Origin of the sequence: Plantactinospora endophytica, from assembly GCF_016862915.1 — a bacterium.
GTDB classification, from domain to species: Bacteria; Actinomycetota; Actinomycetes; order Mycobacteriales; family Micromonosporaceae; genus Plantactinospora; species Plantactinospora endophytica.
The window spans coordinates 1-20,067 of sequence record NZ_BONW01000035.1 but is presented as its reverse complement, the minus strand read 5'-3'; the positions used below and the strand labels follow the sequence as shown (position 1 = coordinate 20,067).

At 70.4% G+C, this 20,067-nt stretch carries 23 protein-coding genes; 17 read left to right on the top strand and 6 right to left on the bottom strand.

Annotated features, from left to right (window positions below; all coding sequences use genetic code 11):
- The first annotated feature begins 346 nt into the window (after positions 1–346).
- The 10 genes from Pen02_RS30760 (at position 347) to Pen02_RS30720 (ending at position 10,484) form a co-directional block, all read left to right on the top strand.
- Positions 347–1,018, top strand: coding sequence for a helix-turn-helix transcriptional regulator (locus Pen02_RS30760; protein WP_203869652.1), 672 nt, complete (start codon positions 347–349; stop codon positions 1,016–1,018).
- A gap of 297 nt (positions 1,019–1,315) precedes the next feature.
- Complete coding sequence (locus Pen02_RS30755) at positions 1,316–3,928, top strand: sensor histidine kinase (RefSeq protein ID WP_203869651.1); 2,613 nt, start codon at positions 1,316–1,318, stop codon at positions 3,926–3,928.
- A gap of 20 nt (positions 3,929–3,948) precedes the next feature.
- Positions 3,949–4,329, top strand: coding sequence for a roadblock/LC7 domain-containing protein (locus Pen02_RS30750; RefSeq protein WP_203869695.1), 381 nt, complete (start codon positions 3,949–3,951; stop codon positions 4,327–4,329).
- A 186-nt stretch (positions 4,330–4,515) separates the two neighbouring features.
- On the top strand, positions 4,516–5,715 hold the full coding sequence (locus tag Pen02_RS30745) for an ABC transporter substrate-binding protein (RefSeq protein ID WP_203869650.1): 1,200 nt from the start codon (positions 4,516–4,518) through the stop codon (positions 5,713–5,715).
- Positions 5,712–6,629 carry a branched-chain amino acid ABC transporter permease gene (locus tag Pen02_RS30740; RefSeq protein ID WP_239141571.1) on the top strand — a complete coding sequence of 306 codons (918 nt, stop codon included), beginning with the start codon at positions 5,712–5,714 and terminating at the stop codon, positions 6,627–6,629. Before Pen02_RS30745 ends, Pen02_RS30740 begins: the two co-directional genes overlap by 4 nt.
- Positions 6,626–7,729 (top strand): branched-chain amino acid ABC transporter permease, encoded by a 1,104-nt coding sequence (locus tag Pen02_RS30735; RefSeq protein ID WP_203869649.1) that lies wholly within the window; start codon positions 6,626–6,628, stop codon positions 7,727–7,729. Before Pen02_RS30740 ends, Pen02_RS30735 begins: the two co-directional genes overlap by 4 nt.
- On the top strand, positions 7,726–7,890 hold the full coding sequence (locus tag Pen02_RS30730) for a hypothetical protein (protein ID WP_203869648.1): 165 nt from the start codon (positions 7,726–7,728) through the stop codon (positions 7,888–7,890). Before Pen02_RS30735 ends, Pen02_RS30730 begins: the two co-directional genes overlap by 4 nt.
- Positions 7,887–8,633, top strand: coding sequence for an ABC transporter ATP-binding protein (locus tag Pen02_RS42115; RefSeq protein ID WP_239141569.1), 747 nt, complete (start codon positions 7,887–7,889; stop codon positions 8,631–8,633). The genes Pen02_RS30730 and Pen02_RS42115 overlap by 4 nt, the downstream gene beginning before the upstream one ends.
- Positions 8,633–9,532 (top strand): ABC transporter ATP-binding protein, encoded by a 900-nt coding sequence (locus tag Pen02_RS42110; RefSeq protein WP_239141567.1) that lies wholly within the window; start codon positions 8,633–8,635, stop codon positions 9,530–9,532. Before Pen02_RS42115 ends, Pen02_RS42110 begins: the two co-directional genes overlap by 1 nt.
- Before the next feature lie 136 nt (positions 9,533–9,668).
- A complete protein-coding gene (locus Pen02_RS30720) occupies positions 9,669–10,484 on the top strand; it encodes a class I SAM-dependent methyltransferase (RefSeq protein ID WP_203869647.1) in 816 nt (271 codons plus the stop codon).
- Positions 10,485–10,647: 163 nt separating this feature from the next.
- Here Pen02_RS30720 and Pen02_RS30715 read toward each other — a convergent pair whose 3' ends face one another.
- Together Pen02_RS30715 and Pen02_RS30710 are read right to left on the bottom strand one after the other, a co-directional pair.
- Positions 10,648–10,833 carry a flavin reductase gene (locus Pen02_RS30715; protein WP_203869646.1) on the bottom strand — a complete coding sequence of 62 codons (186 nt, stop codon included), beginning with the start codon at positions 10,831–10,833 and terminating at the stop codon, positions 10,648–10,650.
- Positions 10,834–10,900: 67 nt separating this feature from the next.
- Positions 10,901–11,167 (bottom strand): hypothetical protein, encoded by a 267-nt coding sequence (locus Pen02_RS30710; RefSeq protein WP_203869645.1) that lies wholly within the window; start codon positions 11,165–11,167, stop codon positions 10,901–10,903.
- A 235-nt stretch (positions 11,168–11,402) separates the two neighbouring features.
- Here Pen02_RS30710 and Pen02_RS30705 point away from each other — a divergent pair, with 235 nt between their 5' ends.
- The 4 genes from Pen02_RS30705 (at position 11,403) to Pen02_RS30690 (ending at position 14,178) form a co-directional block, all read left to right on the top strand.
- A complete protein-coding gene (locus Pen02_RS30705) occupies positions 11,403–12,200 on the top strand; it encodes a helix-turn-helix domain-containing protein (protein ID WP_203869644.1) in 798 nt (265 codons plus the stop codon).
- Complete coding sequence (locus tag Pen02_RS30700) at positions 12,187–12,378, top strand: DUF397 domain-containing protein (protein ID WP_203869643.1); 192 nt, start codon at positions 12,187–12,189, stop codon at positions 12,376–12,378. The genes Pen02_RS30705 and Pen02_RS30700 overlap by 14 nt, the downstream gene beginning before the upstream one ends.
- An 81-nt stretch (positions 12,379–12,459) precedes the next feature.
- Positions 12,460–13,359 carry a hypothetical protein gene (locus tag Pen02_RS30695; RefSeq protein WP_203869642.1) on the top strand — a complete coding sequence of 300 codons (900 nt, stop codon included), beginning with the start codon at positions 12,460–12,462 and terminating at the stop codon, positions 13,357–13,359.
- 138 nt (positions 13,360–13,497) lie between these two features.
- Positions 13,498–14,178, top strand: a complete 681-nt coding sequence (locus tag Pen02_RS30690; protein WP_307837748.1) for a CG0192-related protein — start codon at positions 13,498–13,500, stop codon at positions 14,176–14,178.
- A 36-nt stretch (positions 14,179–14,214) separates the two neighbouring features.
- Here Pen02_RS30690 and Pen02_RS30685 read toward each other — a convergent pair whose 3' ends face one another.
- The 3 genes from Pen02_RS30685 to Pen02_RS30675 are packed head-to-tail and all read right to left on the bottom strand — an operon-like array spanning position 14,215 to position 16,099.
- Positions 14,215–14,730, bottom strand: a complete 516-nt coding sequence (locus tag Pen02_RS30685; protein WP_203869641.1) for a hypothetical protein — start codon at positions 14,728–14,730, stop codon at positions 14,215–14,217.
- 14 nt (positions 14,731–14,744) lie between these two features.
- The gene (locus tag Pen02_RS30680; RefSeq protein ID WP_203869640.1) at positions 14,745–15,677 is read right to left on the bottom strand and encodes a hypothetical protein; all 933 of its coding nucleotides are present in this window, start codon (positions 15,675–15,677) and stop codon (positions 14,745–14,747) included.
- Positions 15,678–15,685: 8 nt separating this feature from the next.
- The gene (locus Pen02_RS30675) at positions 15,686–16,099 is read right to left on the bottom strand and encodes a hypothetical protein (protein ID WP_203869639.1); all 414 of its coding nucleotides are present in this window, start codon (positions 16,097–16,099) and stop codon (positions 15,686–15,688) included.
- A 684-nt stretch (positions 16,100–16,783) separates the two neighbouring features.
- Here Pen02_RS30675 and Pen02_RS30670 point away from each other — a divergent pair.
- From Pen02_RS30670 to Pen02_RS30660, 3 genes are all read left to right on the top strand, one after another.
- On the top strand, positions 16,784–17,617 hold the full coding sequence (locus Pen02_RS30670) for a C1 family peptidase (protein WP_203869638.1): 834 nt from the start codon (positions 16,784–16,786) through the stop codon (positions 17,615–17,617).
- 49 nt (positions 17,618–17,666) lie between these two features.
- A complete protein-coding gene (locus Pen02_RS30665; protein WP_203869637.1) occupies positions 17,667–18,032 on the top strand; it encodes a protease inhibitor I42 family protein in 366 nt (121 codons plus the stop codon).
- A 191-nt stretch (positions 18,033–18,223) separates the two neighbouring features.
- The gene (locus tag Pen02_RS30660) at positions 18,224–18,670 is read left to right on the top strand and encodes a DoxX family protein (protein WP_203869636.1); all 447 of its coding nucleotides are present in this window, start codon (positions 18,224–18,226) and stop codon (positions 18,668–18,670) included.
- Positions 18,671–18,761: 91 nt separating this feature from the next.
- Here the strand turns inward: Pen02_RS30660 and Pen02_RS30655 are convergent, their stop codons facing one another.
- A complete protein-coding gene (locus Pen02_RS30655) occupies positions 18,762–19,934 on the bottom strand; it encodes a 4-hydroxybenzoate 3-monooxygenase (RefSeq protein WP_203869635.1) in 1,173 nt (390 codons plus the stop codon).
- Positions 19,935–20,067: the final 133 nt, after the last annotated feature.

The following is a 20,067-nucleotide window of genomic DNA, read 5'->3' as shown; positions in this document are numbered from 1 at the left end:
CGTCAATGGTCCACAAGGGATCGATCAGCGTCGTCACGTCGATGCGGCTCGGAGGGCCCGGCCGACGGTCGGTGATTGCGGAGTGTCGCCATTCGCCGGTCACGGCGGAAGGGATGAATCCGGGCAACCAGTGGCGTGCCCTTCCTTCGTAGATCATTTTCGTACCGTCAAGTGGATCAGCGTGCGAGGTTTTTCACTTGCCGTCAACGATAGATGGCGCGTACGTCTTCACACCCGTCCGTCTGAGGGTAAGAATTGGCCCCGGCAAATGCCGGGTCATGATCTGTTCCGCGCGTCTCATGATCTGGTGGTTGGGGATCGATCGCTGACCAACGAAGGTGAGCAAATGGACGCTGCGTCGTCAGGTACCGCAGACTCGATGGCCACCCGGCAGTTCCAGCGTGAACTGCGCCGCTGGCGTACCCGCAAGGGCCTGACCCAGCGCGCCCTCGCCGACCGGGTGCGGTTCAGCCGGGAGACGGTGGCGGCAGTGGAGGCGGGTCGCCGGTACGGCAGTCAGGAACTGGCCGTGCGCTGCGACGACGTACTCGGCACCGGCGGGCTGCTCACCGCGCTCTGGCCCCGGGTGGCGGTTGAACAGATCGCCGCGGACGGGCGGCGCGGGCCGCGCGCAGGGGTCGACGACCCGGACCCGGACCCGGCCGACGCCGGCCCGACGTCCGGTGCGCCGGAGCGGCAGTCCGTGGTGGACGCGATCGACGAGCTGCGGGAGCTGATCGACCAGATGTTGCGGGTGCACTTCCCGGGTGGGTCCGAGCGGCGGCCCGAGGAGGCGCACCGGCTCACCGAGGAGGCGCACCGGCTGGCGACGGAGGCGCACCGGCTGCACGGCGACGACGCCGGTCCGCCGACGGAGCAACGATCGACGGAGCAACGGCCGGCGGGGGAGACCCGGCAGCCGGTGGCCGAGTCGCGACGCCCGGCCGGCGAGGTCCGCCGACCGTTGGTCGAGTCGCATCGACGGGGTCGGATCGGCGCGACGCGCCGCCGACACTGAGTGACGAAAGAGGGGGTACGGCGGTCGATGAAAGCCGCCAACCCGGGCTTCTCGGGTAACGCTGCCTGTGGAAGTAACTGCCTGTTCATCGGCGGGTACAGATAGTGGTACGAGCTGTTTGTACCACGGTTAACCCTGTTATCCGTCCTTCCTGTCCGGCGCAATGGGACTTGCTAACTGCAAGATGCAGATCCCCTCGATGACGAGCCGTGGGAGTCAGTCTTGGCCACGTCCACCCGATCCCACGCGGCCCGGCCCCAGCCCGTACGACCTCGTGGCTGGAAGATCGCCTCTCGGATGCGCATCATCGTGGCCGCACCGTTGGTGGCGGTCGTCGGGTTCGCCGGGCTGGCGCTGGCCGACAGCGCCCGGCAGGCGGAGCAGGCCAGCGACCTCGGCGTACTGGCGCAGCTCGGCGCCGAGGCCGGCCGACTGGCCTACCAGCTCCAGCGGGAACGGGCCGCCGCCGCAGACCTGCTGACCGCCGCCACGCCCCGACAGCAGGACACCTACGCCCGGCAGGCCGGCGAGACCGACGACATCGTCGCCCGCTACCAGCGCCAACGCGCGCTCGCCCCGGCGTCGGTCGGCGGGCCGGACAGTGTGCTGGCCCGGATCGACAACGCGCTGGCCGATCTGGCACCTTTGCGCACCCAGGTGCGGACCGCCGCGCACGCGGCCGTCTCCGCCACCACGTTCAGCTACCGGATCATCATCGCCGACCTGCTCGCGTACCGGGAGTCGATCGCCCAGGGCGTCGTCTCGGCCGACGTCGCGGACGGGATCCGGGCCGCCGCCGCGCTGTCCAAGACCGCCGAGGCGCTCGGCCAGCAACAGGTCGCGGTGCTGCGGTCCATCGCCGCCGGGCAGTTGACCCCGGCGATGCAGCAGGACATCACCGCCGCCCGGACCGGCTTCACCGAGAACAGCCTCGCCTTCCTCGGCCTCGCCCCGAGCGAGTGGCAGGTGTGGTGGGAGCAGGCCGGCAGTGGCAAGGAGGCGCTGACCCTGCAACGCCTCCAGGACCAGGTCTCCCGGGCCGAGATCGGCGCGCCGCTGGAGGTCGAGACCAACGCCTGGATCGGCGCCACCCAGGGCTGGGCCGCCCGGCTCTTCGAGGTGCAGCAGCGGGTCGACGCCGCCGTACTGGCCGAGGTGGACGCGGCCCGGGTGGAGCAGCGCTGGCGGGCGATCGCCGAGGGCGCCGCGATGGCGGTCGCGCTGCTGCTGACCGTACTGGTGACCTGGGCGGTCGCCCGACAGATCACCCGGCGGCTGCGGCGACTGCGGGACGCGGCGCACTCCGTCGCCTACACCGAGCTGCCGGCGATGGTCGCCGAACTGCGCAGCCTCGACAGCGCCGGCATCCATCCGGAGGCCCTCGCCCGAGCGTCCGTCTCCACACTGGAGGCAACAAGCGGCGACGAGATCGGCGAGGTGGGCCAGGCGTTCACCGCCGTGCACCAGGCGGCCGTGCGTACCGCGGCCGAGCAGGCGGTGATGCGGGCCAACACCGCCGACATCTTCGTCCACCTCAGCCGGCGCGAGCAGCGCCTGGTGGACGCGGTACTGGCCCAGGTGGACCGGGTCGAGCGGGACGAGACCGACCCGGAACGGCTACAGCAGCTCTACACCCTGGACAGCCTGGCGACCCGGATGGGACGGATCAACGCCAGCCTCCTGGTGCTCGGCGGGGTGGGCGTCGGGCGGGTACGCCACGAGGACGTACCCATGCAGAAGGTCGTGCAGGCGGCGCTGTCGCAGATCGAGCACTACACCCGGGTCCGGATCGGCGTCGTCGACCCGGACGTGGCGGTGGCCGCCGACAAGGTCGACGAGGTGGTGCACCTGCTCGCCGAGCTGATGGACAACGCGACCGCGTACTCGCCGCCGGAGACCGAGGCGTGGGTGACCGCACGCAGCCTTGGCGACCGGGTGATCGTGCAGGTCAGCGACGAGGGTGTGGGGCTCTCGTTGCAACGGCTTGCCCAGCTCAACGACCTGCTGGCCCGGCCACCGGCCACCGACGTCGCGGCGGTCCGGGCGATGGGTCTGGTCGTGGTCGGCCAGCTCGCCGGCCGGCTCGGGGTGGCGGTCGAGCTGCGCCCCGGCCCGAAGCTCGGCACCATCGCCGAGGTCTCGTTGCCGGGCCCGCTGATCCGTCCCGTACCGCCGGAGAACCAACTGCTGGCACCGGGCCGGCTGACGGCGATGCCCGACGGCCGGGTGCGCGGCACTGCCGTACCGGCCGCCCCGGCGGTCACTCCGAACGGTCCGGCCCGTCGCCAGGCGTCGGAGCGGGCGTTGCCGGCCGCGTCGGTGTTCCGCCCGGCCGCGCAGCGGACGGACCGGGGCGACGACCCGACCCAGGAGCTGGTCATCTTCGAGCAGGTCAACAACTGGTTCCGTACCGACCGGTCGGGCAGTCAGGTCGCGGCGGGTCCGGGCAACGGCGCAGGTCCGGGCAACGGCGTGGGACCGGGCAACGGCGCGAACATCCCGGTGGCGCCGGTGAGTCCGGTCCCGGTCGGCGCTCCGGGCCCCGCGCCGAGCGGTGCCGTTCCGACCGATGCCGGGCCGAGCGGGACCGACGGCTCCAACGGTACGGGCGGCGGCTACGCCGCGACGGGCTGGCAGACCCGGGGCGACGACGGATGGCGGGCGGCCACCGGACTGGCCAACCCGGACATCGTCGGCACCACTCCGTCCGGGCTCCCGATCCGGCAGCCGCAGCGGCACCTCGTGCCGGGCGGTGTCGCGCTGCCTCCGGAGCAGCAGCCGGTCTCGGAGCACCGCGACCCGGCCGAGGTGGCCAACGCGATGGCCGCCTACGCCCGGGGTGTGGCCGCCCGCCGTCCCAAGTTGGTGAACGCCTCGGCGACAAGCGACGCGACAGGGAGTAATACGTGAACCAACGAGATCTCGGCTGGATGCTGGACAGTTTCGTCGAACGGGCCCCGGAGGTCAGTCACGCGATCGCCATCTCCGCCGACGGGCTGATGGTGGCGTCCACCCGGAACCTGCCGCCGGACCGGGCCGACCAACTGGCGGCCACCGGCAGCGGCCTGGTCAGCCTGCTGCGGGGGGCAGCGGGATTCTTCGAGGCGGGCGCGGTGATCTCCAACGTCACGCAGCTTGAGGGCGGCTTCATGTTCTCGATGGCGTTCAACGACGGTGCCTCGCTGCTGGTGCTCGCCGCGCCCAACTGCGACGTCGGCAAGGTCTCCTACGAGATGACGGAACTGGCGAACCGGATTGGAGACGTACTGACACCGGCGGCCCGCGCCGCGGTGGCACAGGGACGCCGCTGACGGTCCGGCGGCCGGCGGTCCGGAGCCTCTCCGCCGGACCGTCGCGCCGTACCGCCGGGTGGCCCGGGTCCGTCCTCGCGAGGGTCGGCGCCCCGGCCACCTCCCGGCCGCCGTCGCCAGCCCGGCGGCCACCACCACGACCACATCTTCCCCACAACCTTCCTCACCCCCTCGACTGGAGAAGTCATGCCTTTCCCCACCGGTACGAGCCGGCGTCGCGCCCTGACCGGCGTGCTGCTCGCCCTCGGGTTGACCGTGGCAAGCAGCGCCTGCAACAGCGGCGAGGACGCCGGCGGCACGCCGGGCACGATAAAGATCGGTCTGCTCGCCTCGCTGTCCGGCACGTACGAGGCCGTCGGCACCGAGATCCGTGACGGGTTCGAGCTGTACCTGCGGATGCACGACGGCAAGCTCGGCGGACACAAGATCGACCTGATCGTCGCCGACGAGGGTAACGGCGCGCAGACCGCCGTACCCGCCGCGACGAAGCTGATCAAGCAGGACCGGGTGCAGGCGCTCACCGGCATCGTCGGCGGCGGGTCGGTCGCCGGGGTCGCCCCGGTGCTCGCCGAGGCGAAGATCCCGTTCGTCGGCTCCAACGGCAACCCCGGGCTGAAGGACGTCTCCCGCTCCTGGTTCACCTCCTACCTCTCCGACGAGACCGGCGCGGCGATCGCCGAGTACGTCCGGGACAACGTCAAGGGCGAGGTCTTCGCCATCGGCCCGAACTACCAGGGCGGCTACGACCAGCTCCGTGGCTTCACCGACACCTTCAAGGAGGTCGGCGGCAAGCTCGCCAACCCGGACGGCAAGACACTGTGGACACCGTTCCCGCAGACCACCAACTTCCTGCCGTACTTCGCGAAGATCAAGGCGTCCGGTGCCGAGGCGGTCTACACCTTCTACGCCGGCACCGCCGCCGTCGACTTCGTCAAGCAGTACGCCCAGTCGGAGATCAAGGACCTGCCGCTGTACGCCGCCGGCTTCCTCACCGAGGGCGGTGTGCTCAACGCCCAGGGCGAGGCGGCCCGGAACATCTACTCCGTACTCAACTACTCGCCGGACCTCGACAACGCCGAGAACCGCTCCTTCGTCGCCGCCTGGAAGGAGAACCACGACGGTTCGCCGACCACCTACGCGATGGCCTCGTACGACGCGGCGGCGGTGCTGGACAAGGCGATCGGCGCGGCCGGCGACAACCCGACGGCGGAGTCGATCAACAAGGCGATCGCCGGGCTCGGCCAGATCGACAGCCCACGCGGCACCTGGCAGTTCTCCAAGACGACCCACTCGCCGGTGCAGAAGTGGTATCTGCGGCAGGTCCGGCAGGACGGCCGGGCGCTGTCCAACACCGTCGTCGGTGACCTGGCGACCGTGGGCGGATGATGCCACAGGCGGCACCGGTCCTCGGCCCGGTCGACCCGTACCTGATCCCGGCGCTGGACGGCGTCGCCTACGGACTGCTGCTCTTCGTCGCGGCATCCGGGCTGGTGTTCTGCTTCGGCGTCGCGAACATCCTCAACCTGGCACACGGCCTGCTGTACGCGATCGGCGCGTACCTGGCCGCCGGGTTGATGGACGGTGGCTGGGGCAGCCTGCTGCTCGCCCTGGGTGTCGGGACGCTGGCGGCGGCCGGTGCGGGAGGTCTGCTCGCGGGCCTGCTCGCGCCGGTCGCCCGGCGGGACCACCTGACCCAGGCGCTGCTCACCTTCGGCGTCGCGCTGGGCGGGGGCGCGCTGCTGGTCACCGCGTTCGGTCCGGACAGTCTTCCGGTACGGATTCCCGCGGCGCTGGACCGTTCGGTGGAGGTGGCCGGTTACCGCTACGCGGCGTACCGGCTGGTCTTCATCGGGGTGGCCGCGCTGATCGCGGTGCTGCTCTGGCTGGCGGTGGCCCGGACCCGGGCCGGCATGCTGGTCCGGGCGGCGGTCGACGACGCCGACATGGTGGCCTGTCTCGGGGTGAACCCGGCCCGGATCCGGCTCGGCGTGCTCGCCGCGGCCGGTGCGCTGGCCGGGGCCGCCGGGGTGCTCGGGGCACCGATCATCGGCCCGGCACCGACCACCGGCGACACCGTGCTGCTGCTCTCCCTGGTCGTGGTGGTGCTCGGCGGTCTCGGCTCGGTCCAGGGAACCCTGTTGGCCGCCCTCGCCGTCGGCGAGATCCAGAGTCTCGGGGTGGCGCTGGCGCCGACCTTCGCGCCGTTCCTGCTCTTTGCGGCGATGGCGCTGGTGCTCGCCGTTCGGGCCCGGGGGCTGCCCGGCCGGTTCCTGCGGCTGCGGGCCGGGGGTACGGCGTGACCCCGGCCGCCCGGCGTTGGCTGCTCCGGGCCGGTGGTGCCGGACTGCTGGTCGTCGCGGTCGCGCTGCCCTGGTCGGTGGACGCATACACCACCTCGCTCTTCGCCCGCACGCTGGTGCTGGCGTTGGTCGGGGTGAGCGTCGCTCTGCTGACCGGGCTGGCCGGGCTGCCGACGCTCGGCCAGACCGGCCCGTACGCGGCCGGCGCGTACGCCGGTGCCCTGGTCGCCATGCACGTCTCCACGATCGGTGTGGTGCAGGTGCTGGCCGGTGCGGCGACCGGCGCGATCTTCGCCCTGCTCACCGTTCCCCTGGTGGTGTACGCCCGAGGCGTGGTCGTCCTGATGATTACCCTGGCCATCGGTGAACTGACGGTGACCGCCGCCGGTCGGTGGACTTCGGTCACCGGAGGGACCGACGGGCTCGCCGGAATCCCCGCGATCCAGCCCGTCTGGGGCATGGCTCCGCTGGCCAGCGACCGGGCACGCTATCTGTACACGCTGGTCGTGGTCGGGGTGGTGATAACGACCATGGTGATGCTGTTGCGTACGCCGGCCGGTCTGCTGCTGCGGGCCAGTCGGGACGACGAGGCGCGGATGCGGGCTTCCGGACACCGGGTCACCGGCTACCTCGCGGTGACCTTCGTCGGGGCCGGAGCGGTGGCCGGAGTGGCCGGATCACTCCTGATCACCGCACAGCAGTACGTCTCGCCGGCCGACTTCGGCTTCGACGTCGCCGCCCTGCTGCTGCTCGGCGTGGTGATCGGTGGCGCGACTTCGATCGGCGGCGCGATCGCCGGTACCGCACTGGTGATCGCGGTCCGGGACTGGCTCTCCGGCCTGCTGCCCGGGTACGCGCCGCTGCTGCTCGGCGGGCTGTTCGTGTTGACCGCCTATCTCTTCCCCCGTGGCGTGGCCGGTTTCTCGACCGAACTCGCCAGCCTGGTCAGGTCCCGCTCGCGGGGTCGGACCGGGCCGGGGGATCGCCCCGGGACGGGAATCCAGGGCCGCCCGTCCCGGGGCGAACCCGTCGGCGTCGCGCCGCTCCAGGTCGGTCCGTCGGGAAACCGGTCCACCGGGCACGGCGGTGAGCTGCCATGACGGGACCGAGCGCGAACCTCGACCGGCCGGGCCGGACCGGCAAGGCGTCGACCGGCAAGGCGTCGACCGGCAAGGCGTCGACCGGCAAGGCGTCGACCGGCAAGGCGTCGACCGGCAGGGCGTCGACGGGCAACGCGTCGACCGGTGAGGTGACGCCATGACGGCACTGCTGAGCGCCGAGGCGGTGGTCCGGCGGTACGGCTCGCTGGTCGCGGTAGACCGGGTGGACCTGCGGATCGCGGACGGCGAGCGGCACGCCCTGATCGGCCCGAACGGCGCCGGCAAGACGACCTTGCTCGACCTGATCGGCGGGGCCACCCGGGTCGACGGCGGCCGGATCCGGTTCGACGGGCGGGACGTCACCCGGCTCGGCCCGGCCCGCCGGGCCCGGATCGGCATCGGCCGGATCCACCAGCGCCCGGCGGTGTGGCCGTCGCTGACCGCACTGGAGAACGTCGTGGTCGCCGGCTGGCAGCAGGTCGGCGGGTTCCGCGGCGTCCGCAGCCGTGCACGGTTCCGGAGCCGGCTGGCCGAGCCGGCCGCCGCGCTGCTGGAGCAGGTCGGACTGGTCGACACGGCGTCGACCACGGCGGCGCACCTGTCGCACGGCCAGCGGCGCCAGTTGGAGATCGCGATGGCGCTGGCCGGCCGGCCCCGGTTGCTGCTGCTCGACGAGCCGGCCGCCGGACTGTCTGGTGTGGAGGTACGCCGGCTGGCCGGGCTGCTGGCCGAACTGCCCCGGGAGGTGTCGGTGCTGCTGGTCGAACACCGGCTGGACCTGGTGTACGCACTCGCCGACACGGTGACGGTGCTGCACGACGGCCGGCTGGTGGCCAGTGGCGAGCCGGACGAGATCCGGCACGCCCCCGAGGTCCGGCGGGCGTACGCCGAGGCGGTGCGGTGATGCTGCGGATCCGGGGCCTCTCCGCCGGGTACGACGGCGGCACCGTGTTGCACGACGTCGACCTCGACGTGCCGGCCGGTAGCGTGCAGGCGCTGGTCGGCCGGAACGGCGCGGGCAAGAGCACCCTGGTGCACGCCGTCGCCGGGCTGCTGCGGCCGTACCGGGGAATCGTCGCGGTGGACGGCGCGGACCTGGCCGGCCGGCCCGCGCACCGGGTGGCCCGGGCCGGGGTCGGCCTGGTGCCGCAGGGACGCCGGGTGTTCCCTCGACTGAGCGTGGCGGAGCACCTGACGCTGGCCGCCTCGCTGCGCCGCCGGGGCGCGTCCCGTTCCGGTCCGAACTGGACGGTCCCGGGGGTGCTGGAGCTGCTGCCCCGGCTGGCCGAACGGCTGGACCACCGGGGTAACCAGCTCTCCGGTGGCGAGCAGCAGATGCTCGCCATCGCCCGCGCCCTGCTCACCCAGCCCCGGGTGTTGCTCCTCGACGAACCCGGTGAAGGGCTCGCTCCGGACCTGGCCGCCCGGGTCCGGGACCTGGTGACCCGGCTCGCCGGGGCCGGGTTGTGCATCCTGCTCGTCGAACAACAGCTCCAGCACGCGATCGAGGTCGCCGACCGGATCGCGGTGCTGGACTACGGCCGGCTGGTCTTCGCGGACTCGACGGCCGCCGTGCGCGCCGACCCCGCCCCGGTGGAGGCGGTACTCAGTGTGGCGGGCGCGGCCACTCCGGACGGGACCGGACCGATCCCGCCCGGTCAGGAGCCCACGGCCCGGACCGGGCCCGACTCCGCCCGCCCCGGGCCAACGGGAGGCCCGGACGGACTCGTCCTGAACTCCGACTCCTCGGTACATCCCACCAGCTCCGCCACAACCACATCCCCTTCCTCATCCGCACCCTGACGCCCGTCGGATCCCGACGCCCGTCACCTCGCTGACTCCGTGTCCGCACCGGTACCCCCATGTTTCTCCGGTGCCGACGCGCGATGACGCGTGGCCGGGTCGTCGTCACAGATCACTACGAAGGAGGTAACCGATCGTGACTGCCACCCCTGTCAAGAGCAGCTACGCGTTCGACAACCGCTCTCCCGAGGCAGAGGCGCAGATGCGTGCGCTGGAGTCGTTCCTCGACCCGATAACGGCCGAGCGGCTCGCCCCGGTGCTGACCCCCGGAGCGACGTGCTGGGAACTGGGCGCCGGAGGGGGCTCGATCGCCCGGCACATGGCCCGGGTCGTCGGCCCCACCGGCCTGGTCATCGCCACCGACATCGAGCCGTCCCGACTGTCCAGTGAGGACAACCTCGTCGTACGCCAGCACGACGTGCGGACCGGCGCGCCGGAGGGTGGCCCGTTCGACGTCATCCATGCCCGGCTGGTCCTGCTGCACCTGCCCGAGCGACGGCGGGTACTGGCCGAGCTGATCGGTGCGCTCGCCCCGGGCGGCTGGCTGGTCGTGGAGGAGTTCGACTGCACCGCCGGGCTGCGGGTGCTGGCCGCGCCGACCGACGACGCGGCGAAGCTCTTCCAGCAGGTGATGGAGGCGACCCTGGACATCCTCCAGGACCGGGGCGCGGACCTGGCGTGGGCGCAGGACGTACACACCGAGATGGTGCTGGCTGGGCTGACCGACGTGGACACCATCACCCACTCGCAGAGCTGGCCGGGCGGCTCGACCGGTGCCTCGCTGCACGAGACGAACTCCCGGCAACTCGAACCGAAGCTGCTCGCCACCGGACTCTCTCCGACGCAGTTGCAGGGATTCCGGGAACTGGCCAACGATCCGACGTTCGCGTCGTTGTCGTACCAGTTCGTCTCCACCCGGGGCCGGCGGCCGGGGCCCGGCAGCGTGAACTGACATTTCCCCGACCAGCGGGCGGCGGGTCGGGGCCGACGGCGGCCGTCCCCTCCCCGACGGCGAGCCGCAAGGACCCGCCGACCCGGCTGGCAGGTCCGGCGGTCGACCGGAGCGCTACGGTCGACCGCCGGACCACTATGTCCGGCCGACTGCGGTCGGGCAGTCAGCGACGGCGGGGTACCCAGTAGAGGATCTGCCCCGCGAGCAGTGCGGGATGCGTGTCCGGCAACTCGCGCAGCGCGCGGGCGAGGTGCACGCCGAGGTACACCATCAGGCCGACCCGATCGTCGCGGTACGCGGTCGCCAACGCCAGCCGGGCGGGCTGGCAAGGCCAGGGATCGGCGCACATCCGGCAGCGGTACGACGGGTGGGCCGGTACGTGCCTGCGCCACCGTTCCTGCGGGCCGATCACCGGGTCACGCCCGGGTCCGATGCTTCCGCGCGGGCGTCGGTCCACCCGAGCGGCCGTTGCCCAGGTGCGGGCGGGCCGGCTCGTCCCACCGAGGCGGGCGGTTGGGCATCCGGGCGCCGATCGGCGGCGGTGACTGGTAGGGCATGGGCACCAGTTCGACCGAGTCGGGGCAGCGCCAGTGCCAGCCGCAGCGGCAGTACCGCCAGAACCGGCGCCAGTCCCGGCGGTGGTAGGGCCGGGGTCCGCTCAGGAGCCGGAGCAGCCTCTTCATCAGAACCTCCTCGGGGGAGTGGGGAAGGGGCCGGTCCCCGGGCGGGGGATGGGACCGGCCCCGAGGCGGTTCCACCCGGGCGCTTGGCGGTCACCGAGCAGTTCCGCTGGGTGACACTCTGGTATGGACGGCACTAGGGTAGAAAGGCGATCCAGCAGGTCACGGTGCTGATCTGGTGGATGGTCGGAGGCGACCGGTGACACCTGGTGATCTAGACGAAAGCTCTGGAGGATCGATGGGACACGAGGACGCATTCGCCTTCATCCGCGACCAGCTCCGCAGGCAGCGAGCCCTGCGCGGCGTGTCGCAGGACGAGTTCGGCAAACGGGCCAACTATTCGGCCTCGACGGTGTCCGCAGTGGAGACCGGTACCCGGCAGATCGACATGCCGTACGCCAAGCGGGCCGACGAGATCCTGGAGACCGGCGGCCTGTTCATGTCGCTGCTCAAGGCGGCACAGCGGGACAGCGAGCCGACCTGGTTCAAGCGCTGGCTGGACGCCGAACGAGCCGCCACGCAGCTCCGGAACTACCACCCCACCCTGATCCCCGGCCTGCTCCAGACCGAGAACTACGCCCGCGCGGTGCTGCGTCTCGAACCCACTCGGTCGGAGGCGGAGGTGGAGAAGCTGGTCGCGTCCCGGCTCGAACGGCAGGAGATTCTGACCCGCGATCAGCCGCCCCTGGTGATCGCCGTCATTGACGAGTCCGCGCTGCGCGTCCGGGAGGCCATCATGGCCGAGCAGTTCAGGCATCTGCTGCGGATGGCCGAGCTGCCCCATGTCCAGTTGCACCTCATCCCCGCCGACGCCGGGCTGCACGTCGGCCTCAACGGGCAGCTCTCCCTGGCGAGGTCCGCCGACGGCAACTGGGTGGGGAACATCGAGAACCAGATCACCGATTTTGTCGTCGGCGACGAGGAGGGCATCGCCACGTTCCTCCGGCGCTGGGAGGGTGTGCGCGGCGTAGCCTTGCCGGAGAGCCTGTCGCTCGCCCTGTTGAAGGAAGTGGAGAGCCAGCATGCCCCTCAGTGACGCCCGGTGGCGGAAGTCGACGCGCAGTGGCACCAACGGTGGCGGATGTGTCGAGGTGGCCGACAACCTGCCCGGCGTGGTTGCCGTACGGGACAGCAAGGATCCGGCGGGTCCGGTGTTGACCTTCGGGCCGGAGGCGTGGCGGGCCTTCGTGAGCCTCGCTGCCCGGCAGGGCTGACTCGCCGCCGTCACCCGTTCGCCTGACCGTGACGGGTGCGGTGGGGCGGAACCGACCGGGCCACCGGCCCGTCTGATTGCCATGAGAACGTGGCGAGCTGTCCGGATAACCTCTGTCGGCGTACTGCTTCTGCTGGTCGCCGCCTGTGCGCGCGAGGGCTCCGGATCGGGTAGTGACGAATCGGGCGGCGGGTCGGGCGGAAACGCCGGCCCGGCCGACCCGAACGCGGTGGTGCTCCGGGTGGAGCACGTCGGCGGATACGTGGCGCCGACCACCCTGCTGACCCGGGTGCCGATGGTGACCGTCTACGCGGACGGGCGGGTCATCACCGAGGGGCCGCAGACCATGATGTATCCCGGGCCGGCGTTGCCCAACCTCCAGCTCAACCGGATCGCGGCCGAGGACGTCGACACGCTGATCAAGCGGGCCCGCGCCGCCGGCGTTGGCGAGAAGATCGACCTCGGCCAACCGTCGGTCACCGACGTCCCGTCGACCCGGTTCACCGTGTCGTCCGGGTCCGGCAAGGAGGTGCTGGAGGTTTACGGGCTCGCCGAGGGTAACAACGAGGCGGCGGCCGGGCTGACCGAGGCGCAGCGGGCAGCCCGGACCAAGTTGCAGGAGCTGCTCGCCGCGCTCACCAACCTGACCGGGACGCTGGGAGCGGACAAGGCAGGGCAACCACAGCCGTACGAGGCGGAGGCGGTCGCGGCGGTGGCGATCCCGTGGCAGGCCGACGACAACGGGCTGGCCGCCTCGGCTGAGATCAAGTGGCCTGGTCCGGCCCTGCCGGGGTCACCACCGGCGTCCGGCCCCGACCAGGGCTGCGTCGAGGTACGCGGTGCCGAGGCGACCGCGCTGCTCGATGCCGCCACCAAGGCGAACACCCGTACCCCGTGGACCTCCGACGGGAAGCGCTGGCAGGTCAGCCTGCGTCCGCTGCTGCCTGACGAGAAGGGCTGCGCCGACCTGGCGACCAACTAGGTGTACCGGGCCAGGAGTTCATAGCCCCGCTGCGTGATCTTGACATGAGGAGAGCCTCCGGTCCGAGTGTTGGTCGTCCAGGACCCGCACCAGCCGGAGGCTCTCCCGTCACACGAGATCCTTACCAAGCTTCGCGCGGTGCTGCGAAGCGGCAGCGCCTGCGAGGATCGATGTATGGCGTTGCTGCATCGAGCGGACCTGAACCCCACCAAGCTTGAACTGATCGCCGGCTGGTTGCCCCAGCGCCGGTGGTATCCCGGACCAGCGGCGCCGCAGCTCACCCGGGTGGCCGCTTTCCGGTTCGACGACCCGGCGGGCGAGGTCGGCATCGAGACGATGCTGGTCAGCGTCGGCCCTGAGAAGATTGTCCATGTACCGCTGACCTACCGTGGCGCGCCGCTGCCCGGCCGCGACGACTGGCTGATCGGCACCTCCGAGCACTCCGTGTTGGGAAGGCGATGGATCTACGACGCGTGCGGCGACCCGGTCTACGCCGCCGCGTTGGCCGGCGCGGTCCTCGCGGGCACCGAGCAGGCCGAGGAACTTGTGGAGATCGACGGCCGGCTCGAACGCCGCGCACCGTCCATGGCCATCGCCTCGACGGTCGAGGCGACCGGCGACATGCCGGTGATCGAGGGGCTGGGCGGTGTCATGGACAGTGACCTGATCACCACGATCGTCACCGCTCCCGTGATCCTGTCGGTCATGCGCTGCCTCGAGCTCTACATTCGGCCACCGTCCGCCGCAATCCCGTCGCTCACCTGTACCTGGAGCGGACAGTCGAACCCGGTCGTACTCGCCATCGCCTTCCGCCGCTGAACTGCGGACAGACGATGTCATCAGGCGGGTAACGACCTACCCCATTCGTTCGCCCAACTCCAGTTTGAGTACGGTGATCTGTCGCATCTGGTCGTCCAGAAGTTGCTTCACGGCTTCACGGACGGCCTGGGTGAACCCGCTCTCCGGCAGTCGATGAAGAGTCCCTTCCTGAATGTGTACCTTCCACTGCTGCATACCTGTCACGGAGATGGAAATGCGGCCGTCGCCGGACACCCCTCTTGCGGTGATGTCATCACGACGCTCCAGGAACTCGACCTGGGCCTCATTCCTCGGCATCGGCTCGCCGGTGATCTGCGTGTCGGCCAGATCGCTGAGAATAGCGTAGTACTCTCGCATCCGATGTGCCCAGAGTATCCGGGCCAACGCGGCAAGCTGGTTTTCCAGGGCGTGCTCGTCGACCCGGCGGTAGTAGCCCGGCTCGAAGCGCAGCACAACCTGGTCCCGGTCGAACAGTTCGGCGCTGATACTCCTGTCCGGAGTGGACGCCGTGACCACCATCATGTCGATGCGCTCGCCCAGCCTCATCGTCATCGCGCACTCCTGACTCAGTACGAATTACCAATTATGTCCCTGACGTTGCCTCTGGTGACCTTGTGTAGTTGCGGTTCCTTGGGAATCAATGCGTCCTTCCCGGCCCCAAGGCGTTTCAGGTTCTCCTGTGTAACCTTGAGGACCTCGTCCTGCTCCTCGATGATGGACTCCTGGAGCTTCGTCAGTGCCTGGCGGAGCTTGGGGACGATTACCAACGGATCGGCTCCCGATATGGTGATCTCTGTTTTCTTCTCCTGGCTTGCGGCTGCTCCGACCTGCGCTGTGCCGGCGATTACCTGCAGGACCAGTACGCCGGGGAGTAGTGGACCGCTGGCGAACGCCGTGCCGACCCCGGCGACCGAGGCCACTACCGTCAGCGCCACGGAGGCGCTGAGGCCGGCACTGCAGTTGGATTCCAGCGAGTCAAGGGTCTTGTCCGCAACCTCCATGGCGTCCTTGCGAGCGCTCCGCCAAACGCTCTGGTACGCCTGGATCGCGCTGCGCAGCGTGTGAACCGCGATGAACTGACTCTGCAGGTTGGCGGGGAAGGGCTTGATGAAGAATTCGATGAAGGCTTGCGATGCGCTGCCCGTCCACCCGTCGATCAGATTCCGTATGTCCATGTGCACCATGTCGCCGACCATGGGAATCTGCTCGCCCTGCTTGTTGGGCTTGTCGTGGGGCATGATCTTCCCGTCGGACAGCTCGCCCATCGCCGCCTTAAGATCTTCGATCATCGTCTGAAATGCGCCGCTATCCGGATCGGGTAGCTGCGCGAACGGCTCGAACAGGCCGGGGATCTGACTCCAGCTCGCCATCTCCGCCCGCTGGCCCGCATCCAGTGGGGGGCTGGGCTGGTCTTCCTTGCTCTGCATCTTCTCGGCCCACTCCACGCACTTCTTCCATATCTGGTGCGCCTTGTTCCGCAGCTCGACCTCGTAGCTCATCGTGTCCTCTACAATGGAAGCTCGATGTTGGGAATATCGCGCCTTTCGTTGGCCTTGTTCATCGTGTAGTCGTTGCGCATCAGTTTCTGCAGCTCCGTGCGCGCGCCGTCATCGGCCCGGGAATACTCCTGGGCAGCAAGACGCAAGGCATCGCCGGTCAGGCTGACGCGCTCCTCGGCCTTGCTCACGCACTCCGCGATGGTTTCTGCGAACTGCTCCACGACGGCCGTGTGCTTGTCGCCGCCACCCCCTCCGAAGTTCGGGTGACGCAAGAAGGCGGTGCTCATCATGTATTGCGAGTTCTGGAGCTTGTCGAGGACCCGTCGAAACGCTGCCTCCACAATCGGTAACTCGCCATTGGCCGCTCGGACGAATTCCTGAAGTTTCGCACCGAGTCTCTCGCCGGAGTCATATTTTGTCATCGTCGCCTCCCCGAGCACCGACGAGTGCCACGACCGGGGGTTCACCGACTCCCGTGGCCCGCCCGCTCGGCACACATCGCACTGGACACCGTCATGAGAACGTCCGGGCACCATTTGCCGCTTTGCCTGCCCGCATGATGTCCACTCTTCTCGGGCGGCCTTATAGGGCGCTGACGTATCGCTGACGCCGGGCGTCAGCGCGCGCCCCTGAGAGATCATGGCTTACCGGTCGGCGCCGATGCCCTGCCAGGCCAGGGCCGGGATCTGGATGTCCATGGTCGCAGTGAGGGCGGGTCGGGGTCGGGAACGGCCGGGTCGGCTTCCAGCCGTCACCCGCTCGGGGCAGTCGAGGCACTGCGGTTCGGTTGCGGTCGACAGAGCCTCGAAGGAATGTACGAGCAGTCCCGCACGGGCGGCGCGACCGGTCCACGGGTGTAGCGGAGACCGCTGCCGGTCAATGGAACACCGGCAGCGTACGTGCCCGGCGCGTCGGCCCGACTCAGTGGAACGGACCCGGCGGCTTGGCGGCGGGGCGCAGAATGGATGGCGCGGCGGCCCCGGCGGGGCAGTACCGGTCCCGGTCCACCGGGCGGTGCGACGGCGGGCCGCTCCGGCCCGGTGCGGACTCGACGAGGAGTGCGCCGTTATCCAGCCGCCCGTCAGGGCCCGGTCGAAGGCGAGTCGATGGAGCAGGACAGACGTTTCGCGGTGGATCCGCCGGAGATGAGCGCGAGCGCCACCCCCGGCCCGCAGTTGCTCGGCCGGCTCTACCGGCCGGATGCCCGGGACTGGGACATCCCGCGCCTGTTGGAGATCGCCGAGCCGGCCGAGTCGATCCGGCAGATGACGGTGGAGCAGATCCTGACCGAGACGCCGTACTTCTCGGACTGGCGGGCGTACCTGGTCTTCTGGCGCTGGTTGCGGACCCAGCGGCAGCCGAAGGCGACCCCGGAGGTGGTCCGGGACAAGGCGCCGGCCTGGGAGTTGAGTGTCCAACTCGACCAGGGACAGACCGGGCACTGCGTCGGGTTCGGCTGGGCGGGCTGGGTGGATGCCATGCCGGTCGCCGGGACGTACCAGAACGCCGACGGGCACGCCCTCTACTACGAGGCGAAGGTGATCGACGGCGAGCCGGGCAAGGAGAACGGTTCGACCGTACGCTCCGGCGCGCTCGCAGTCCGGGAGCGGGGCCGGCTCGCCGCCTTCGCGTTCGCGCGTACGCTGGCGGAAATCGACGACTGGATCGACAACCAGGGTTCGATCGTGGTGGGTACCGCCTGGACGGCCGACATGTTCAAGCCGGACGAGAACGGGTTCGTCAAGCCGACCGGTAAAGGGGCGGGCGGGCACTGCTATCTGATGCTCGACCGGATCGAGTCCGAGGACGCCTATCTGTTCCAGAACGCCTGGGGTGAGGCGTGGGGTTGGGGCGGCCGGTTCAAGATGAAGCGGAGCGACTTCGACGGTCTGCTCCAGAACGAGGGAGAGGCGTGCTGCGCGGTCGAGTTGCCGCACTGACCGGCCGGGGCGAGTCGCCGGCCGGGTCCGGGGACGGCGGTGGTCCGGCGTGGCGCGGCTTGACCTGACCGAGGCGGACGGCGGCCGGTCGTACCCGGCGGCGCTGGGAGACCTGCTCGTCGTCCGGCTCGCCGAGACTCCCAGTTCCGGCTATCGGTGGCAGCTCGACGCGGTGGAGACCGCCGTGCTCGCCCCGTCTGGGGACTCGTTCCGGCCCGAGCACGAGGGGCTGGGCGGGGTCGGGACGAGGCAACTGCGTTTCACCGCCACCGGCGCCGGCCGGACGGCGCTGCGGCTGGTGCTGCGGCGCGGCTGGGAGACGGCCGAGCGCCCGGCGCGTCGCTTCGAGGTGACGATCCACGTCGGCGCCGCTGGATCGACGGGTGCCGGACCGGGCGCCCCGACGATTGACTGAAATTGGAGCTGTTCCAATTTGAACTGCGCGCGACGCGTTAGCCTCGCCTTTTATCCAGGAGCTGCGGTCGACCGTAGGTGAGGATTGTAAAGGCTCTATGAACAAGTATTGACAGTCATCAATGCGACTGGATAACGTGGCTTCGCCGTGGGACCCCAACAACTGTTACTGCCAGTCGCAAGGAGTGTCCCATGTCCACTGCCCGTGTCACCGACCTCGTGACCACCCTGTTCCGGATCGTGCTCGGCCTGCTGTTCGCCCTGCACGGCGCCGCCTCCCTGTTCGGGATCTTCGGCGGCAACCGGGGGACCGGCGAGGCGATCCCGCTCGGCACCTGGCCCGGATGGTACGCCGCCGTCATCCAGCTCGTCGGCGGACTGCTGGTGCTGGTCGGCCTGAGTACCCGTCCCGCCGCGATCATCTGCTCCGGCTCGATGGCGTACGCGTACTTCGTCGTGCACCAGCCCGACGGGCTGCTGCCGCTGAACAACGGCGGCGAGACGGCCGCGCTGTTCTGCTGGTCGTTCCTGCTGGTCGCCGCCATCGGAGGCGGACGCTGGTCCCTGGACGCCGCACTCGCCCGTCGTCGGGGCCGCAGCGTGGCCCAGGAGCCCGTCACGGTGGGCGCCACCTCCTGACCGGCCCCGGCTGCCGCCACCGGCCCACCTGACCGGGCCTGGTTGCCGCCACTGCCAAACCTGATCGAACCTGGTTGCCGCCGCTCGCTGATCAGACCTCGGGGAGACCGACGTAGTTCTCCGCGAGGCTGGTCGCGTACGCGCGGGACGAGGTGACGTAGCGCAGCGTCGAGAGCTGCAACTTCGCCTCGTACGGGTCGTCGGTGCGCAACCGGTGCAGCAGCGACGTCATCCACCAGGAGAAGTGCTGGGCCCGCCAGACCCGACGCAGTGCGGTATCGGAGTAGGCGTCCAACAGATCGTCGCGGCCCTCGCGATACCAGGCGGCGAACGCGTCGCCGAGCAGCGTGACGTCGGCCAGCGCCAGGTTCATCCCCTTGGCGCCGGTCGGCGGCACGATGTGCACCGCGTCGCCGGCCAGGAAGAGCCGCCGCCACCGCATCGGCTCCACCACCAGGCTCCGCATCCCGGTGACGCTCTTCTCCAGGATCGGTCCCGTGTTCAGCGTCCAACCCGGAACCGTCTCCAGCCGGGTTCGCAGCTCCGCCCAGATCCGCTCGTCCGGCCACTGCGCGATGTCGGTCTCCGGGTCGACCTGGAGGTAGAGCCGGGAGATTTCGGGGGAGCGCATGCTGTAGAGCGCGAACCCCCGCTCGTGGTGGGCGTAGATCAACTCCTCGGTCGCCGGTGGGGCAGCGGCGAGTATTCCGAGCCAGGCGAACGGGTAGCTGCGGTCGTACTCGGTCAGCACCCCGGCCGGCACGCTCGGCCGGCTCACCCCGTGCGAGCCGTCGCAGCCGGCGACGAAATCGCAGTGCAACTCCTCGTCGCGGCCCTGGTGCCGGTACCGGATCACCGGCGCGTCCGAGTCGAGCCCGTCCAGGCGTACGTCCTCGACCTCGAACCGGAGGTCACCACCGACGGCCGTGCGGGCCGCGATCAGGTCCTTGACCACCTCCTGCTGGCCGTAGACGGTGATCGCCCGGCCGGTCAGCTCGGTCATCGCGATCCGGTGCGCGGCGCCGCCGAACCGCAGCTCGATGCCCTCGTGTCGGAGCCCTTCCCGGTCCAGTCGCTCGCCGAGCCCGCTGCGCCGGAGCAGGTCGACGGAACCCTGCTCCAGTACGCCGGCCCGGATCCGGTGCTCGACGTACTCCCGGCTGCGGCACTCCAGCACCACCGAGTCGATACCGGCCCGGTGCAGCAGGTGCGACAGCAGCAGACCCGCCGGCCCCGCCCCGACGATCCCGACCTGGGTACGCATCGTTGCCTCCCGACCTTCTCCGACCACTCCGAACTCTCCTCGGACCCTACGACTCACACCTGCCGGCCCCGGCCGCCGCCAAGCACACTCACCTCACACCTGCCCGTCCCGGCCGGCGCCGAGCGCGCTCACC

Bases quoted from the DNA above. Each gene is read 5' to 3' on its own strand.
- Pen02_RS30760 (WP_203869652.1), top strand. From the start codon at position 347: ATGGACGCTGCGTCGTCAGGTACCGCAGACTCGATGGCCACCCGGCAG.
- Pen02_RS30755 (WP_203869651.1), top strand. From the start codon at position 1,316: ATGCGCATCATCGTGGCCGCACCGTTGGTGGCGGTCGTCGGGTTCGCC.
- Pen02_RS30750 (WP_203869695.1), top strand. From the start codon at position 3,949: ATGCTGGACAGTTTCGTCGAACGGGCCCCGGAGGTCAGTCACGCGATC.
- Pen02_RS30745 (WP_203869650.1), top strand. From the start codon at position 4,516: ATGCCTTTCCCCACCGGTACGAGCCGGCGTCGCGCCCTGACCGGCGTG.
- Pen02_RS30740 (WP_239141571.1), top strand. From the start codon at position 5,712: ATGATGCCACAGGCGGCACCGGTCCTCGGCCCGGTCGACCCGTACCTG.
- Pen02_RS30730 (WP_203869648.1), top strand. From the start codon at position 7,726: ATGACGGGACCGAGCGCGAACCTCGACCGGCCGGGCCGGACCGGCAAG.
- Pen02_RS42115 (WP_239141569.1), top strand. From the start codon at position 7,887: ATGACGGCACTGCTGAGCGCCGAGGCGGTGGTCCGGCGGTACGGCTCG.
- Pen02_RS42110 (WP_239141567.1), top strand. From the start codon at position 8,633: ATGCTGCGGATCCGGGGCCTCTCCGCCGGGTACGACGGCGGCACCGTG.
- Pen02_RS30715 (WP_203869646.1), bottom strand. From the start codon at position 10,833: ATGTGCGCCGATCCCTGGCCTTGCCAGCCCGCCCGGCTGGCGTTGGCG.
- Pen02_RS30710 (WP_203869645.1), bottom strand. From the start codon at position 11,167: ATGAAGAGGCTGCTCCGGCTCCTGAGCGGACCCCGGCCCTACCACCGC.
- Pen02_RS30705 (WP_203869644.1), top strand. From the start codon at position 11,403: ATGGGACACGAGGACGCATTCGCCTTCATCCGCGACCAGCTCCGCAGG.
- Pen02_RS30700 (WP_203869643.1), top strand. From the start codon at position 12,187: ATGCCCCTCAGTGACGCCCGGTGGCGGAAGTCGACGCGCAGTGGCACC.
- Pen02_RS30695 (WP_203869642.1), top strand. From the start codon at position 12,460: ATGAGAACGTGGCGAGCTGTCCGGATAACCTCTGTCGGCGTACTGCTT.
- Pen02_RS30685 (WP_203869641.1), bottom strand. From the start codon at position 14,730: ATGACGATGAGGCTGGGCGAGCGCATCGACATGATGGTGGTCACGGCG.
- Pen02_RS30680 (WP_203869640.1), bottom strand. From the start codon at position 15,677: ATGAGCTACGAGGTCGAGCTGCGGAACAAGGCGCACCAGATATGGAAG.
- Pen02_RS30675 (WP_203869639.1), bottom strand. From the start codon at position 16,099: ATGACAAAATATGACTCCGGCGAGAGACTCGGTGCGAAACTTCAGGAA.
- Pen02_RS30670 (WP_203869638.1), top strand. From the start codon at position 16,784: ATGGAGCAGGACAGACGTTTCGCGGTGGATCCGCCGGAGATGAGCGCG.
- Pen02_RS30660 (WP_203869636.1), top strand. From the start codon at position 18,224: ATGTCCACTGCCCGTGTCACCGACCTCGTGACCACCCTGTTCCGGATC.
- Pen02_RS30655 (WP_203869635.1), bottom strand. From the start codon at position 19,934: ATGCGTACCCAGGTCGGGATCGTCGGGGCGGGGCCGGCGGGTCTGCTG.